This is a genomic window from Hoeflea sp. YIM 152468 (assembly GCF_029210485.1).
In the GTDB taxonomy this organism is placed as follows: domain Bacteria; phylum Pseudomonadota; class Alphaproteobacteria; order Rhizobiales; family Rhizobiaceae; genus Hoeflea.
This window is the reverse complement of record NZ_JARGET010000003.1, coordinates 177,527-191,605: the sequence shown is the minus strand read 5'-3', so window position 1 is coordinate 191,605 and position 14,079 is coordinate 177,527. Positions and strand designations below refer to the sequence as shown.

The window sequence follows — 14,079 nt, the reverse complement described above, 5'->3', positions numbered from 1 at the left end:
CTGAAAATGGCCGGATTGTGCGGCAACAAGCAATTTGTTTTTCAAGTGACTGTCTGAGACGGGACCCAGCGCATGACAATGAAGATCGAGTACCGCGCCAGCGTAACCATTGGCGCTCTCATCGCGGCAAGCCTGACAGTGTCGGGCTGCATGGGCCCGACCTATGGCACCGACAAATCATCGACCGAGCAATTGATCGACGACTTTGGCAGCATTGCGTCGATTGGCCAGCCCAGGAAGGGCGCCGGCATCGAATACAAGCCGCGCCCCGACATTGTGAAGCCCTCTGACACCTCGAGTTTGCCGGCGCCGCAGCAAAACCTTGCCGAAAACAACCCGGCCTGGGTGGAATCACCGGAGCAGACCCGGGCTCGGCTGATTGCCGAAGCTGATGGCAACGCGGATGGGGCAACCTACACATCGCCTTTGGCCAGACGTGCTGCCTCATCGGGAAGCTCGTCCGGCCCGGCCATATCGGGCGGTGCGGCCGATGGTCCGCCCACGCCGCAAGACGTGATGAACCAGGCCAGGCAGCGTGAACAATACCAGAGCGCCCGCAAGATTCAGCAGGGCGCCTATTCTGATCGCCGCCGGTTTTTGTCCGACCCGCCCTTGACCTACCGCAAGCCTGCCGAGACGGCGCCGGTCGGTGATCTTGGCGAGCCCGAGCGCGTCAAGGAACGGCGCCGGATTTCCGAGGCCAAGAAGGCAGGCACCGGCAAACGCAGCTGGTGGCCCTGGTAACGGCCCGGCGTCAAGTTGCCTGGCGTTACGCGGAACACCGCTTCAGCGGCGATGCTTGAAAAAGCTCTTGAGCAGTTGGGTGGCATCATCTGATGCGATGTCGGGATAGATTTCCGGACTATGGTGACATGTGGGCTGGTTGAAGAATCGGACACCGCTCGTCACGGCGCCGCCTTTTTCGTCCTCGGCGCCGAAATAGAGCCGCCGCAACCTGGCAAACGAAATTGCCGCCGCGCACATCGTGCACGGTTCCAGAGTGACATAGAGATCAGCGTCGATAAGCCGTTCGCTGCCAAGCGTTGTCGCTGCCTGTCGGATCGCCAGAATTTCCGCATGGGCGGTTATGTCTTTGAATTCCCGGGTCCGGTTGCCGGCCCGCGCCAGAACCACACCGTCGCGCACGATCACCGCGCCCACAGGCACTTCTCCGCGCCCGGCAGCCGCGTGCGCTTCTTCAAGCGCCAGATCCATATATCCTTTGCCGATCACGAAACGTCCTGTCCTGATAACACCATGCATGAATCCCCTTAACCCGGCGCGCCCAACCTGATAGACACCGGTTCAAGCGGGCCATACCCCAAGTCAACAGACCTGATCTGTCGAACAACGTATCGCCAAACCAAACATGTTACAGTGCCGTTGTGATCGCAAAGCAAAGCAGCAGGCTCTGTAGAGGCAGGCAAACAACAAATGACAGAACAAGACAAGCCCAAACACGGCAAGCCGAAGACGGACAAGTCAACGCCGGAAACAGCGGACAACGCGGTCGAAAGCGGTCGCATCGCCAAGATTCTTGCCCGTGCGGGCGTGGCCTCACGCCGTGACGTTGAGCGCATGGTTGCCGAGGGCCGGATCAAGGTCAACGGCAAGACCCTGGAGTCTCCGGCGATTGTGGTGTCGTTTTCCGACAAGATCGAGGTGGATGGCGAAGAGGTTGGCGGCATCGAGCGCACAAGGCTCTGGATCTATCACAAGACCGCAGGTTTGGTGACCACCAATCGCGATCCCGAAGGGCGCATGACGATATTTGAGAAGCTCCCCAAGCATCTGCCGCGGGTCCTGACTGTCGGCCGGCTCGACATCAACACCGAGGGCCTGTTGCTGCTCACCAATGATGGCGGCCTGGCACGAACGCTGGAACTGCCTCAGACCGGCTGGCTCAGGCGTTACCGCGTGCGGGCCTATGGTGACATCGATCAGGCTCGCCTGGATGAGTTGAAGGACGGGATCGCCGTCGAGGGTGTGCTTTACGGTGCCATTGAGGCCACGCTGGACCGCAAGCAGGGGCACAATGTCTGGATCACCATGGGTTTGCGCGAAGGCAAGAACCGGGAGATCAAGAATGTGCTCGGGGCGCTCGGCCTCGAGGTCAACCGGCTGATCCGCATTTCTTTCGGACCTTTCCAGCTCGGCGACATTCGCGAGGGCGATGTGGTCGAGATCAAGAGCCGGACGTTGCGCGAGCAGCTTGGCGAACGGATGATCGAGGAATCGGGCGCCAATTTCGATGCGCCGCTGAGCGAACATCTGCCGCCGCCGAAGCCTGAAGCCAAGCCCAAGGCTGCGGTCAAGCCGGCGCAGCGCGAATGGATTTCAAGCTCCGAGAAAACCGAACGTGCCCGCGCCCGTATTGATACCAGGCCCGGCCGTCCGTCGCGGGACGGCAAGGATCGCGACCGCGAGCGGGGAGAGCGCAAGCCCTTCAGCGCTCCGCGCGGCGACAAGGCCTTTGGTGCCTCGCGCGGTGAAAAACCCGTAGGTAGCCGCAACGAACAGCCCGGCGCCAAGCCGGAAAAGCGCAGCTTTGTGCAGCGCAGCCGTGCCACAAATGTCTGGATGGCGCCCGGCGCACGCCCGGTCAACGAGTCCAGGAAGGATGAGGCAGAACGCAAGCCGGCCCGCGCCGACCAGCGCGCCGACACCCGCCGGGGCAGCTTCCCCAAGGGCCGCTCAAAGCCACGTCCGGAAGGCGAGGCCGCCGAAGCCCGGCCGCCGAGGGATTTCAAAAAGCCCGACGGCAGGCCCGGCATGAAGCCATCCGGCAAGCCTGGTGGTCCGAAGGCCTATAAGGGCCCGTCGAAGGGACCCGGCAAACCTGCAGGCGGCACGCCATCAGCCGGAGACCGGAGTGGCAAACCAGCATCTGGCAAGGGACGTGGACCTGGTGCGGATCGTCGGCGGTGAATTTCGCGGCAGAAGCCTTGCCGCACCAAAGTCACAGGCCATCAGGCCCACCACTGACCGCGCGCGCGAAAGCCTGTTCAACATTCTGAGCCATGGCTATCCCGAGGCGCTGGCTCAGACCCGGGTGCTTGATCTTTTCGCAGGCACCGGGGCAGTCGGTTTGGAAGCCTTGTCGCGTGGCGCCCGCTCGGCATTGTTTGTTGAAAGCGGTGTTGAGGGGCGCGGCATCATCCAGACGAACATCGAGAGTTTCGGGTTGCAGGGGCGTGCCCGGCTTTTCCGTCGCGACGCCACCAGGCTCGGTGACTCGGGCACCATGGGACCTTTTGACCTGGTTTTTGCCGATCCGCCCTACGGCATGGGTCTTGGCGACAAGGCGTTGGCGTCGGCGGCTCGCGGGGGCTGGATCAGCCCAGGCGCGCTGATTGTCCTTGAGGAAGCGAGCGCGGCAGCGGTCGAACCCGGCCCGTGGTTTGAGCTTTTGGATTGCCGGGCCTATGGTGACACGGCGGTTTCGTTTTTCCGCTATGATGCCGATCGCCGGTCTGCTGACCAAATTCGGGCCGGCGGCGACACCGAAGGCAGTCGAGACAATGAGTGATGTAAAAATCGCCATTCCGGATGTTCCGATCCGCTCTTCCGATCCGACCGTGGCAGTCGCCTTCGGCGGCGGCGGCGCCCGCGGCATCGCCCATATTCACGTCATTGAGACTCTCGACGCCTTGGGCATCAAACCCGTGGCGATTGCGGGTTCGTCCATCGGGGCTATCATGGGCGCCTCGATGGCGTCCGGCCTGTCCGGTGAAGAAATCCGGGCTCACACCCTCGACACCATCGGCACGCCGTCAAGCGCCATAGGCCGTATCTGGAAAGCGCGGCCCCGGGGCGTGAAAGGAACCATCGAGAACGGCTTGAGGCTCGGCCAGTTCAACATCGAGCGCATTCTCGAGGCATTTCTGCCCGAAACCGTCGCACGCACATTTGAAGATTTGAAGATCGCCACCAAGATCATGGTGACCGATTACTATGGCCATCGCGAGGTGGTTTGCAGCACGGGTGACCTGCGCCCGGCGATCGCCGCGTCAGCCGCCATACCGGCCGTTTTCAAGCCGGTCATGCTCGACGGCAAGATCATGATCGATGGCGGCATATTCAACCCCGTGCCCTTCGATCAGCTCGCCGGTCTCGCCGACATCGTCATCGGTGTCGATGTCGTCGGTTATCCATCCGGGGTTCCGGGTCAGCCGCCGGCGACCATCGACATGATGTTCGGCGCAAGCCAGTTGATGATGCAGTCCATCATCGAGATGAAGCGCCAGGCGCATCCGCCGCACATCCTTCTCAGACCTCAGGTTCACCAGTTCCGTGTGCTCGATTTTCTCAAAGCCAAGGATATCCTGGAGGAATCGAAGGGCGTGGTCGAACAGCTCAAGCGCGATCTCGACGCCGTCTTTGCCTTCAGCGGCTAGAGCGTGGAGGCTTTCCCGCTGGTGAACGCCGATTGGCCCGCCGGCGGAATGCGTGGCGGAACCGCGTCCGGTCCGCCACCATCCCTGCCGTGGATTTGGCTCAGCACCCTGAAACAGATCATAATCGAGGCGAGGCCGAACACCACGGCACCCAGTCCATACCCTGCCAGCGCACCCGGCGCACCGTACCAGAGTGATCCCAACCAGACGAACGGGATCACCCCGAGTGTCGACCGGCTCCAGTTGAAGGCGGTCGAATAAAGCGCGAAACCGAGGTTGTTGAACGCAGCATTGGCGACAAACAGCATGCCGTTGAAGACAAAACTTCCCGCCACGAACAGGCAGAAGAAGATGATCACGTCGCGGGCCTCGCCCTGGGCGCCGAAGAGGTCGGCTATCTGATGGCGAAACAGTGCCAGCACCGCCCATGCGATCAGGGTGTAGATCAGGATGAAGACGAGGCTGTCACGCATCGTTGAGGTCAGCCGGTCGTAGCGCTTTGCGCCATAATTTTGGCCAAGGATCGGTCCGACAGCCCCCGACAGCGCGAACAGGGTGCCGAAGGCGACCGGGATCAGCCGGCCCACCACAGCCCATCCGGCAACCGCTGCGTCCCCGTGCTGGGCCATGGTTGCGGTGACGAAGCTGTTGCCGACCGGTGTCGCGATCTGCGTCATCAGAGCCGGGAGGCCGATGGCGAGAAACGGCCGGAATTCCCGCGCCAGCGTCCTCGCCGAAGGCATTGCGAACAGCCGGTGAACATAGACAAGTCCGTAAACGCCGATGCCAACCAGGGCAAAGCGCGATATCACGGTCGCAATGGCCGCGCCGCGGATGCCAAGATCGAAGCCGAAAATGAACACCGGGTCCAGCACGGCAGTCAGAGCGCCCGAGCCGAGCGTCACATACATCGCCCGTTTGGCATCCCCGATGGCCCGCAGCAGCGCCGCCAGACACATGCCCGTGCCAAGCACCGGCAGGGACGGCAGCACGATTTGCATGAATTCGGTGGCAAGTTCTGCTGTGCGGCCTTGCGCCCCCATCAACCGGACCAGTTCGTCCAGAAACGGATAGGCCAGCGCCACGGTTCCGATCATCAGGATCAGCATGTAGGCGATTGACGCCCCGGCGATCTCGCGCGCCTCTGCACGACTCCCGCGGCCAAGCGCGCGCGCCGTTAGCGCCGTTGCTGCTATCGACAGTCCGATTGCCACGGAAGTGCTGAAGAACAGCAGCGTCCCGGCATAGCCGATCGCGGCCGCAAGCTCCATCTGGCCGAGCAGCGAGATGTAAAACAGGTTCAGTGCATCGACGATGAAAATCGCCACCAGGCCGATCGACCCGGTTGCCGTCATGGTGACCACATGGCGCATGGTCGAGCCGGTGACGAACTTTGCCTGCGCCATCCGCCCGGGCGGTGTGGCTTGCGGTTCAGCCGTCGTGGGCTGAGGATCTGTCACGAGGCAAAAATCTGCCCAAGATCGGTGAAACCTTTGAATTCGAGCGCGTTTCCAGAGGGATCGCGCAGGAACAGGGTGGCCTGCTCGCCGGGTTGGCCCTCGAAGCGCAAGGTCGGCTTGATAATCCAGTCAATGCCATCGGCGGCTTCGAGTTTGGCGGCGAGCGCTTTCCAGTCGCGCATTTCCAGCACTGCACCGAAATGCGGAATCGGCACCGATTGGCCGTCCACGGCCCCTGATGCGGCGTTGGCACCGGCGTCGGGTCGGACATGGCCGGACATCTGGTGGCCGAACAGATCGAAATCAATCCAGCTGTCTGTGTGCCGCCCCATCGGGCAGCCCAGCACCTCGCCATAGAAATGGCGTGTCTCTTCAATGTTGCGAATTGGAAATGCAAGATGAAATGGCGTCATGTCGAGCCTTCCTGCCCGGAGTTGAGGTGAACCCAAGGTGATATCCGGTTTGAATGGTTTGTCCAGACATAAGCTGGATGGCCGGACGCAGCCCTGAAGCGGCCGAGCGATTGTATAGCGGTCAGAGCTGTTTGTTGAGTGCCCGCCACCGGGCAACACGACGGTTTTTGCAAGTTTTCGCAACCGGTGCGAACCGTAACCCGACCAGCCGGTCAGGGGTGATGTTCCATGACCGGCTCCAGATCATTGCAGATGCGTTTCGCGAATTCAGTTCGCCGGGGCGGGCCGTCATGCAGGATCGGACTGGTTCAGGTTTTCATCAATGGGTTTGTCCAGACGCTCGGATTCGCGTTTGGGCTTGATCAGTGGCTCCGGCGTTACCGGTCGTGTGTGCAGTTTCTCCAGTCCGGCGAGCAATCCCTCCACCGCTTGCATCGCCAGCCGTTCTTCGTCGCGATGGCGCACATCCTGGCTTATTGCCGCCGCCTGGTCTTCGGACGTTCCCAGTGCCTCGAGCGTCTTGCGGCCGAACAGCATTCCCGATTCAAACGTTTCCCTTGTCTCGTAATCTACCCCGCGGGCGCGCAGCGACAGGGTATGAGTTCTGTCATAGGCGCGGGCAAAGATCCGCGCCGTGGGAAACTCTGCCTGAATCAGGTCGACAACCTTGTCGGTGATGTCCCGCTTGTGAGTGCAGACGGCGACGATCTTGGCGCGATGAATGCCGGCTGCCACCAGAACGTCCTTGCGGGTGCCGTCACCGAAATAGATCTTGAACCCGAATTTCGAGGCTGACCGGATTCGGTCGGCGGACTGGTCGATGATGGTGACGTCAGACCCACCCGCGAGCAGGATTTGCGACGCGATCTGGCCGAACCGCGAAAAGCCGATCATCAGGACGTCGGATCCGGCGCCGGCAAAATCTTCGTCCATCTGCTCGTCGTCGGTCTCCCGCATCAGTCTCTTGGCAAGCACGGCCGCAATTGGCGTCAGCGCCATCGAGATGGTGACAATTGCCACCAGCAGTGAAGCAGTCGCCTGGGAAAACACCCCGGCTGCTGCGGCGGCGCTGAAGATGACAAAGCCGAATTCGCCCCCCTGCGGCAACAAGCCTGCGATCTGCACACTGGTGTTGTGGGTTGCGCCGAAAATGCGGCACGCGGAATAGATCACCAGTGCCTTGATGATCATCAGAACCGGAACAGCGATCAGGATGACCAGGACATTTTCGGCAATGACGGTCAGATCAAGTGACAGGCCGACAGCCATGAAGAACAGGCCGAGCAGGATGCCGCGAAACGGTTCGATGTCGGCCTGGAGTTCGTGCCGGTAGGAGGATTCAGCCAGCATCACGCCGGCGATGAAGGCGCCCAGCGCCATCGACAAACCGGCAATCTGCATCAAGGTGCCCGAGGCCAGCACGACAAATAGTGCCGCTGCAATCATCGCTTCCTTGGCTCCGGTACCGGCAATCACCTGAAACAGCGGGTTGAGCACATACCGCCCTGCAATCAGCAAGGCCAGGATTGCACCGACGGTCAGGGCTATATCTGTCAGGATGGAGCCGCCGCCTTCTGCCGTTGCCGGTGCGACAAGCGGAACCAGCGCAAGGATCGGAACAATCGCCAAGTCCTGAAACAACAGGATCGAAAACGATTGTTGCCCGTACCGGGTATTGAGATCGCCGCGTTCTTCGAGAATCTGTATGCCGAAGGCGGTCGAGGACAGCGCCAGCCCGAAGCCGATCACCACCGCTGCCGCCCAGGCCTGTCCACCCAAAACCACAGTTGCGGCTACAATCGCCACCGCCGACACCACGACCTGCATCAGCCCGAGTCCGAAGATGTCACGGCGCAGTTGCCACAATCGCGAGGGTTTGAGCTCGAGTCCGATAAGGAACAGCAGCAGGACCACGCCGAATTCGGCAAAATGCAGAACTTCCTCGCCATCGGTGATGATTCGCAGCAAGGGACCGATCACGATGCCGGCAGCGAGGTAGCCCAGAACCGTCCCCAACCCGATTTTCTTGAACAATGGAGCCGCGACAACCGCGCCACACAGCAGCACAAGACCTTGGGTGTAAAGGGTGGCTTCGACTGCTGCCATTCAAGGCGCTCCTTTGCCGTTCCAGGCTGCTATTGGTCATGCCGGGCTTGATGCTTGACCCTCGGGACAATACATGAGAGCCAAGCGAAAGGCCAAAAATCATGAGTGATACACAACAATCCGAAGGCTTGCTGACGACGGCGGAGCGACTTATCGGGCGGGCCCGTGCCGCGGGTGCCGATCAGGCCGATGCGCTGGTCGTCCGCAGCCGGTCGCGGTCCACCTCGGTCCGCAATGGCCAGGTCGAAAACACCCAGTCCGCCGAATCGGATGATTTCAGCCTTCGCGTCTTTGTCGGGCAGAGGGTCGCAACAGTGCGTTCAGGCCAGGGCGCTGACGAAACGGCGCTTGCCGAACGTGCCGTGGCGATGGCGCGGGTGTCGCCCGAAGATCCGCACGCCTGTCTGGCCGATGCTGACATGCTCGCCACGACCTGGCCGGATCTGGATCTGTTTGATCCGGCGGAGCCTTCTTCGGAAAGCCTTGTCGAGGCGGCGACCAGCGCCGAAGCGGCAGCTCTTGCCGTGCCCGGTGTCACCAGCTCGGTCGGCGCTGGTGCGGGGGCCGGGCTCTACGGCATGGTGCTGGCCACCTCGCATGGCTTTTCCGGCGCCTTTGAGCGCTCCGGGTTTTCCCGTTCGGTCAGCGTGATTGCCGGTGAAGGCGTCAAGATGGAGCGCGATTACGATTTCGATAGCCGTGTTTTCTTTGCCGATCTCGATGATGCCGACCTGATCGGCCGCCGTGCCGGAGATCGCGCTGCGGCGCGGGTCAATCCGCGCAAGGTCAAGACCGGTGCAAATGTGACCGTGGTTTTTGATCCGCGCGCAGCCCGGGGCCTGATCGGACATCTGGTGTCGGCCATCAACGGTGCAGCGGTTGCTCGCAAGACCAGTTTTCTCAGGGACATGATGGGCAAGCAGGTGGCAATTGATGGCCTGACGCTGGTCGACAATCCCTTCGTGGCTCGCGGACCGGGATCTCGTCCGTTCGATGGCGAAGGCGTCTCGATTGGTCCGTTGACGATGGTTGAGAATGGAATTCTGCAGCAATGGTATCTGACCACGGCGGTTGGCCGCGAACTGGGGCTCAAGAGCAACGGCCGGGCCAGTCGCGGCGGCGGTGTAAGCCCGTCCTCCAGCAATGTGATCATCACGCCCGGACCTCAATCGGCGCAAGACCTGATTGCTTCGGTCGGAAACGGATTTTATGTCACAGAACTGATCGGGCAGGGTGTCAACGGTCTGACCGGCGAGTACAGCCGTGGCGCTTCCGGATTCTGGATCGAAAACGGCAAGTTGTCGTTTCCGGTTTCCGAAGTGACCATCGCCTCCAATCTCAAGGACATGTTCAAGCGCATGACACTGGCCAACGACATTGACACCCGATACGCGGTCGCGGCTCCGACCATTGCGGTGGAAGGCATGACACTTGCCGGAGATTGAGGCGTTTGCCGATGATGTGAAGATCATGCTGGAGGCATCGCGTCTGGCCGCCAGCATCGCCATGGCGCATTTCCGTCAGGATCCGGAAGTCTGGTACAAGAACGAGGGCCGTTCCCCGGTCAGTGAAGCCGACATTGCCATCGACGAGCTTCTCAAGAAGATCCTGCTGGACGCCCGGCCCGATTATGGCTGGCTGTCTGAGGAAACCCGGGACACCGAGCACCGGCTTGGCCGCAGACGCGTTTTCATCGTTGATCCCATTGACGGCACACGCGCCTATGTCGCCGGACGGCCCGACTGGTGTGTCAGCGTTGGCCTGATAGAAGATGGCAGGCCGGTGGCGGGTGTGCTTGCCGCTCCCGCACGCGGCGAGATGTGGCACGGCCGCTTGGGCGGCGGGGCGTTTTTGAATGATGTTCGTCTCCGCTCTGGCCAAGGCGATGTGCCGGACGCGCCTTTGCGCGTTGCCGTGCCCGACGTCGTAGCGGCGCAGATGCGTCCGGGTGCGGTCGCAGGTCTCGACAAGGTCGCCGGCGCGCCGTCACTGGCGCTCAAGGTTGCTGCGGTTGCTCAAGGCGAACTGGACGGGGTTTACATCCGGCCGCAATCGAGTGAATGGGATCTGGCCGCGGCGGATACGTTGCTCGGTGAAACCGGTCACACGCTGGTCGACAAGGCCGGCGCACCCATGATCTACAATGCACCCGATCCCTCACGCGGCCTGCTGTTGGCCGCGGCAAGGCAGCAGGCGCCCGGGTTGCTGGCCTTGCTGCAGCCTTGTGACGGGCATTGACCTTTCAAACGAATTGCCGCAAACCGCGCTTTACGTAGAGACACCGTTAATTCATGGAGTGACCTGATGGTGGATGCCAAAAAGAAACAACTCTTGCACCTTGTTTTTGGTGGTGAACTCGAAAGCCTCGAGTCGATGACGTTCCGCGATCTGGATGCGCTCGACATCGTCGGGATATTTCCCGATTACGCATCGGCGCATCAGGCTTGGAAATCCAAGGCACAGATGACCGTTGACAACGCGCATATGCGCTATTTCATCGTGCACATGCACCGGATGCTCGATCCGAATGATGAAAGCAAATCAGCGTCATAAGACACTGGCGAAAGACAAGATGACGAAACCTGACGCAGACATTGCGCCGAGGCTTGAGCGGCTCGGCGGGAAGATGAACAGGCGGCGTCTGAGCAAGAGGCTTTTGCAGTCCGAATTGATCCAGAACGCTGGATCAGCCCTGATCGGATGGACTCTTGCAACGATCTGGCGGAACAACCGCGACAACGGCACGTCGACGGACTGGGAGATGCTGCTGGATGGAAAATGGCCCGCCATCTTTGCACTTTGGCACGGCCAGCATCTGCTTGTTCCCTACGCAGCCCCTCGTGACCGGAGATTTGTCTCGCTGGTCTCCCGCAGCACGGATGCCGAGATCAATGCGCGGGTGCTTGAACGCGCCGGGATCGAAGTCATCCGCGGCTCGGGCGGGCGCGAGCCGCAGATGGCTGCCGGAAAGGGCGGCGTCAAAGCACTGATAGCGATGCGCAATGCGCTCAAACGCAATGTCAATGTTGTGATGATCGCGGATATTTCCAAAGGTGAGGCCCGTCAGGCAGGCGAGGGCATTGTCACTCTGGCCAAGATATCGGGTCGGCCAATTGTTCCGGTCGCACTCGCCACCAGCCGTCGCCACGTGATGCAAACGACCTGGGACAAAACCACCATCAACTTGCCTTTTGGCCGGCGCAGTGTACGGCTGGCACAGCCGATACTGGTGTCCCGGCATGCTGACGAAGCAGAGTTGGCGGCGGCGAGAGCAAAGGTGACCATGGAACTCAATCGGGTGACGGAAGAAGCCATGCGCGCCGTAGAGGTGCAAGCGTGAGCCGCGGCTGGGCCCGGGCGGCGCTTGTCGGCTATCGCTGGTTCGGCGCCGGAATTTATCCCCTGATCGGGCCCTACCTCGCCATCCGTGCCGCAAAGGGCAAGGAAGAGCGTTCCCGCCGCAATGAGCGGTACGGTCGGTCAAAGATCGAGCGGCCGAATGGGCCGCTGGTCTGGTTCCATGCCGCAAGTGTCGGCGAAACCTCTGCCGTCGTCCCCTTGATCAAGGAAGTGCGGCGGCGGGGCATTTCGGTCGTTTTGACCACCGGAACGGTAACCTCTGCGGGAGTTGCGCGCGAACGGCTCGGCGACAATGTGATTCATCAATATGTGCCGCTCGATCTCAAGCCGGCAGTGTCGAGATTTCTCGATCACTGGAAACCCGATCTGGCCATCATCGCCGAATCCGAAATCTGGCCGATGACCATCCTGGAGCTGGGCGCGCGCAGAACACCGCAGGTGCTGGTCAATGGCCGCCTGTCGGACCGTTCCTTTGCGCGGTGGAGCAAGCGCCCCAGCTTTGCTGACGCCATGTTCGAAAATCTCTCCCACGTCGTGGCTCAATCGGATCTGGATGCGGAGAGATTTTTGGCTCTGGGCGCACGCCCGGTGTCGGTATCGGGTAACCTCAAGGTCGACACGATGGCTCCGCCGTGGGATTCGGCTGAACTTGCCAGACTGAGAACCCAGATCGGCGACCGGCCAACCTGGGCCGCGATATCAACCTTCGAGGGTGAGGATGAAATCGCTGCTGCCGTTCATCGTGCGCTGCTTCCCCGCCACAAGCAGCTGAGCATATTGGTTCCGCGCCACCCTGAACGTGCCGATGCCATCGAGGCTATGCTGACAGCCCGTGGATTGAAGGTCGCACGTCGCTCACGCGCCGAGTCGATCGAGCCGTCGACGGATGTTTATCTCGGCGATACGATTGGCGAGATGGGGCTTTATCTCAACCTGACCGATATCGTCTTTGTCGGCAAATCGTTGAAGGGCGGCGGCGGACAAAACCCGCTGGAGCCAGCCATGCTCGGCTGTGCGGTGCTGTCGGGCAGCAATGTCGAAAATTTCCGGGAAAGCTATGCAAGGCTGCTCAAGAATGGCGGCGCCCGGTTTGTTCGCGATGGCGAGATGCTTGCCAAAGCGGTGCATTTTCTGATGTCAAATCCGCAAGCCCGTCTAACCATGGCCGAGGGCGGCGACAAGACTCTGCGTGATATGCGCGGCGCTCTCAAGGCCACCATTCGGGCGCTTGAGCCCTACATCAATCCGCTGACGGTCAAGGCCCGGCTGCTGCCGCGCGAAAACGAGAATACGGAGACCCGAGGACGCGGGCAATGGTGAGCGAGGCGCCGCCCTTCTGGTGGCAGAAACCGGGTGTTCAGTCGGCGCTTTTATCGCCCTTCGGATGGGTTTACGGCCGGGTCGCCCGCCGCATCATGGACCGCCGGGTACGCCGGGCAGTTGCCGCACCGGTGATTTGTGTCGGCAATCTCACGGTGGGCGGGTCCGGCAAGACCCCTACAGCGCTTTCTCTCGCTGAAGCAGCCATGCGCCGGGGGCTCAAACCGGGATTTCTCTCGCGTGGCTATGGCGGTGTGGCGCAACATGCGACCATCGTGGATCTGGCCAAGGACACGGCCCGCCTTGTCGGCGACGAGCCGATGCTTCTTGCTGCCAAGGCCAAGACGGTGGTGTCGCCTGACCGCATTGAAGGGGCCGAACTGCTGGTCCGCGAGGGCGTTGATCTGATCATCATGGATGACGGGTTTCAGAGTGCCTGGCTGGTGTTCGATCAGGCGCTGCTGGTGATCGATGCGCGACGCGGCATTGGCAATGGCTGCGTGTTCCCTGCTGGTCCGGTGCGCGCGCCGGTGATTGATCAGATCCGTCACGCGGATGCATTGATTGTGGTCGGTGAAGGCGAAGCCGCTGACCCGATGGTCCGAATGTCGGCGAGGGCCGCAAAGCCGATCCATCTGGCGCGTTTTCGGCCGCGCAATTCCGCGCAATTCCGCTTTCGCAACTGTCTTGCCTTCGCCGCGATAGGCGATCCGGACAAGTTTTTTGCAACGCTGGAGAAGGCCGGTGTGCGGGTGGCGCGGCGGCAGAGGTTTCCCGATCATCATCCCTTCACCAATGACGAGATCGACGATCTTCTCACAGAAGCCGAGTTGTACAATCTCGATCTGATCACAACGTCCAAGGATTATGCGCGGCTGAAATCAGGACGCGGAAGGGCTGAGGAACTTCTGCAAAAGACGTCGGTTCTCGAGATCGATCTGGTCTATGACAGCCCGCACGCCCCCGATGCGATCATTGACGCGGCAGTAACTGCTTTCAAGCGCCGCCGCGCGAGCCTCTAGA

General features: G+C 61.3%; 13 protein-coding genes and 1 pseudogene. 10 read left to right on the top strand and 4 right to left on the bottom strand.

Annotation, left to right across the window (positions count from 1 at the left end):
• The first annotated feature begins 72 nt into the window (after positions 1-72).
• On the top strand, positions 73-744 hold the full coding sequence (locus PZ897_RS01185; protein WP_275749102.1) for a hypothetical protein: 672 nt from the start codon (positions 73-75) through the stop codon (positions 742-744).
• 42 nt (positions 745-786) lie between these two features.
• Here PZ897_RS01185 and PZ897_RS01180 read toward each other — a convergent pair whose 3' ends face one another.
• Positions 787-1,215 carry a nucleoside deaminase gene (locus PZ897_RS01180; RefSeq protein ID WP_275749309.1) on the bottom strand — a complete coding sequence of 143 codons (429 nt, stop codon included), beginning with the start codon at positions 1,213-1,215 and terminating at the stop codon, positions 787-789.
• Positions 1,216-1,434: 219 nt separating this feature from the next.
• Between PZ897_RS01180 and PZ897_RS01175 the strand changes: the two genes are divergently transcribed.
• The 3 genes and pseudogenes from PZ897_RS01175 to PZ897_RS01165 all read left to right on the top strand — a co-directional run bounded on the left by PZ897_RS01175 (position 1,435) and on the right by PZ897_RS01165 (position 4,397).
• On the top strand, positions 1,435-2,928 hold the full coding sequence (locus PZ897_RS01175) for a pseudouridine synthase (protein ID WP_275749100.1): 1,494 nt from the start codon (positions 1,435-1,437) through the stop codon (positions 2,926-2,928).
• Positions 2,909-3,457, top strand: a pseudogene (gene rsmD, locus PZ897_RS01170) (16S rRNA (guanine(966)-N(2))-methyltransferase RsmD); the annotation flags it as partial. The gene PZ897_RS01175 and the pseudogene rsmD, both read left to right, overlap by 20 nt.
• 64 nt (positions 3,458-3,521) lie before the next feature.
• Complete coding sequence (locus tag PZ897_RS01165) at positions 3,522-4,397, top strand: patatin-like phospholipase family protein (RefSeq protein WP_275749098.1); 876 nt, start codon at positions 3,522-3,524, stop codon at positions 4,395-4,397.
• On the opposite strand, the gene PZ897_RS01160 is transcribed toward PZ897_RS01165, so the two are convergent.
• From PZ897_RS01160 to PZ897_RS01150, 3 genes are all read right to left on the bottom strand, one after another.
• The gene (locus tag PZ897_RS01160; protein ID WP_343217436.1) at positions 4,394-5,857 is read right to left on the bottom strand and encodes an MATE family efflux transporter; all 1,464 of its coding nucleotides are present in this window, start codon (positions 5,855-5,857) and stop codon (positions 4,394-4,396) included. The two genes, PZ897_RS01165 and PZ897_RS01160, sit on opposite strands and share 4 nt — an antisense overlap.
• Positions 5,854-6,270 (bottom strand): VOC family protein, encoded by a 417-nt coding sequence (locus PZ897_RS01155; protein WP_275749097.1) that lies wholly within the window; start codon positions 6,268-6,270, stop codon positions 5,854-5,856. Before PZ897_RS01155 ends, PZ897_RS01160 begins: the two co-directional genes overlap by 4 nt.
• A gap of 288 nt (positions 6,271-6,558) precedes the next feature.
• Complete coding sequence (locus PZ897_RS01150) at positions 6,559-8,376, bottom strand: monovalent cation:proton antiporter-2 (CPA2) family protein (RefSeq protein WP_275749096.1); 1,818 nt, start codon at positions 8,374-8,376, stop codon at positions 6,559-6,561.
• Between the two features lie 101 nt (positions 8,377-8,477).
• On the opposite strand from PZ897_RS01150, the gene PZ897_RS01145 reads away from it, so the two are divergent.
• The 6 genes from PZ897_RS01145 to lpxK all read left to right on the top strand — a co-directional run bounded on the left by PZ897_RS01145 (position 8,478) and on the right by lpxK (position 14,078).
• Positions 8,478-9,821 (top strand): TldD/PmbA family protein, encoded by a 1,344-nt coding sequence (locus PZ897_RS01145; protein ID WP_275749094.1) that lies wholly within the window; start codon positions 8,478-8,480, stop codon positions 9,819-9,821.
• Positions 9,808-10,614 carry a 3'(2'),5'-bisphosphate nucleotidase CysQ gene (locus PZ897_RS01140; protein ID WP_275749092.1) on the top strand — a complete coding sequence of 269 codons (807 nt, stop codon included), beginning with the start codon at positions 9,808-9,810 and terminating at the stop codon, positions 10,612-10,614. Before PZ897_RS01145 ends, PZ897_RS01140 begins: the two co-directional genes overlap by 14 nt.
• A 66-nt stretch (positions 10,615-10,680) precedes the next feature.
• On the top strand, positions 10,681-10,929 hold the full coding sequence (locus PZ897_RS01135; protein WP_275749090.1) for a DUF4170 domain-containing protein: 249 nt from the start codon (positions 10,681-10,683) through the stop codon (positions 10,927-10,929).
• 19 nt (positions 10,930-10,948) lie between these two features.
• Positions 10,949-11,716, top strand: coding sequence for a lysophospholipid acyltransferase family protein (locus PZ897_RS01130; RefSeq protein WP_275749089.1), 768 nt, complete (start codon positions 10,949-10,951; stop codon positions 11,714-11,716).
• The gene (gene waaA / locus PZ897_RS01125) at positions 11,713-13,056 is read left to right on the top strand and encodes a lipid IV(A) 3-deoxy-D-manno-octulosonic acid transferase (protein ID WP_275749088.1); all 1,344 of its coding nucleotides are present in this window, start codon (positions 11,713-11,715) and stop codon (positions 13,054-13,056) included. Before PZ897_RS01130 ends, waaA begins: the two co-directional genes overlap by 4 nt.
• Positions 13,050-14,078 carry a tetraacyldisaccharide 4'-kinase gene (lpxK, locus tag PZ897_RS01120; RefSeq protein ID WP_275749087.1) on the top strand — a complete coding sequence of 343 codons (1,029 nt, stop codon included), beginning with the start codon at positions 13,050-13,052 and terminating at the stop codon, positions 14,076-14,078. The genes waaA and lpxK overlap by 7 nt, the downstream gene beginning before the upstream one ends.
• Position 14,079 lies beyond the last annotated feature (1 nt).

Excerpts from the sequence above, each read along its gene's own strand:
- PZ897_RS01185 (WP_275749102.1), top strand. The coding sequence starts at position 73 with ATGACAATGAAGATCGAGTACCGCGCCAGCGTAACCATTGGCGCTCTC.
- PZ897_RS01180 (WP_275749309.1), bottom strand. The coding sequence starts at position 1,215 with ATGGATCTGGCGCTTGAAGAAGCGCACGCGGCTGCCGGGCGCGGAGAA.
- PZ897_RS01175 (WP_275749100.1), top strand. The coding sequence starts at position 1,435 with ATGACAGAACAAGACAAGCCCAAACACGGCAAGCCGAAGACGGACAAG.
- PZ897_RS01165 (WP_275749098.1), top strand. The coding sequence starts at position 3,522 with ATGAGTGATGTAAAAATCGCCATTCCGGATGTTCCGATCCGCTCTTCC.
- PZ897_RS01155 (WP_275749097.1), bottom strand. The coding sequence starts at position 6,270 with ATGACGCCATTTCATCTTGCATTTCCAATTCGCAACATTGAAGAGACA.
- PZ897_RS01150 (WP_275749096.1), bottom strand. The coding sequence starts at position 8,376 with ATGGCAGCAGTCGAAGCCACCCTTTACACCCAAGGTCTTGTGCTGCTG.
- PZ897_RS01145 (WP_275749094.1), top strand. The coding sequence starts at position 8,478 with ATGAGTGATACACAACAATCCGAAGGCTTGCTGACGACGGCGGAGCGA.
- PZ897_RS01135 (WP_275749090.1), top strand. The coding sequence starts at position 10,681 with ATGGTGGATGCCAAAAAGAAACAACTCTTGCACCTTGTTTTTGGTGGT.
- PZ897_RS01130 (WP_275749089.1), top strand. The coding sequence starts at position 10,949 with ATGACGAAACCTGACGCAGACATTGCGCCGAGGCTTGAGCGGCTCGGC.
- lpxK (WP_275749087.1), top strand. The coding sequence starts at position 13,050 with ATGGTGAGCGAGGCGCCGCCCTTCTGGTGGCAGAAACCGGGTGTTCAG.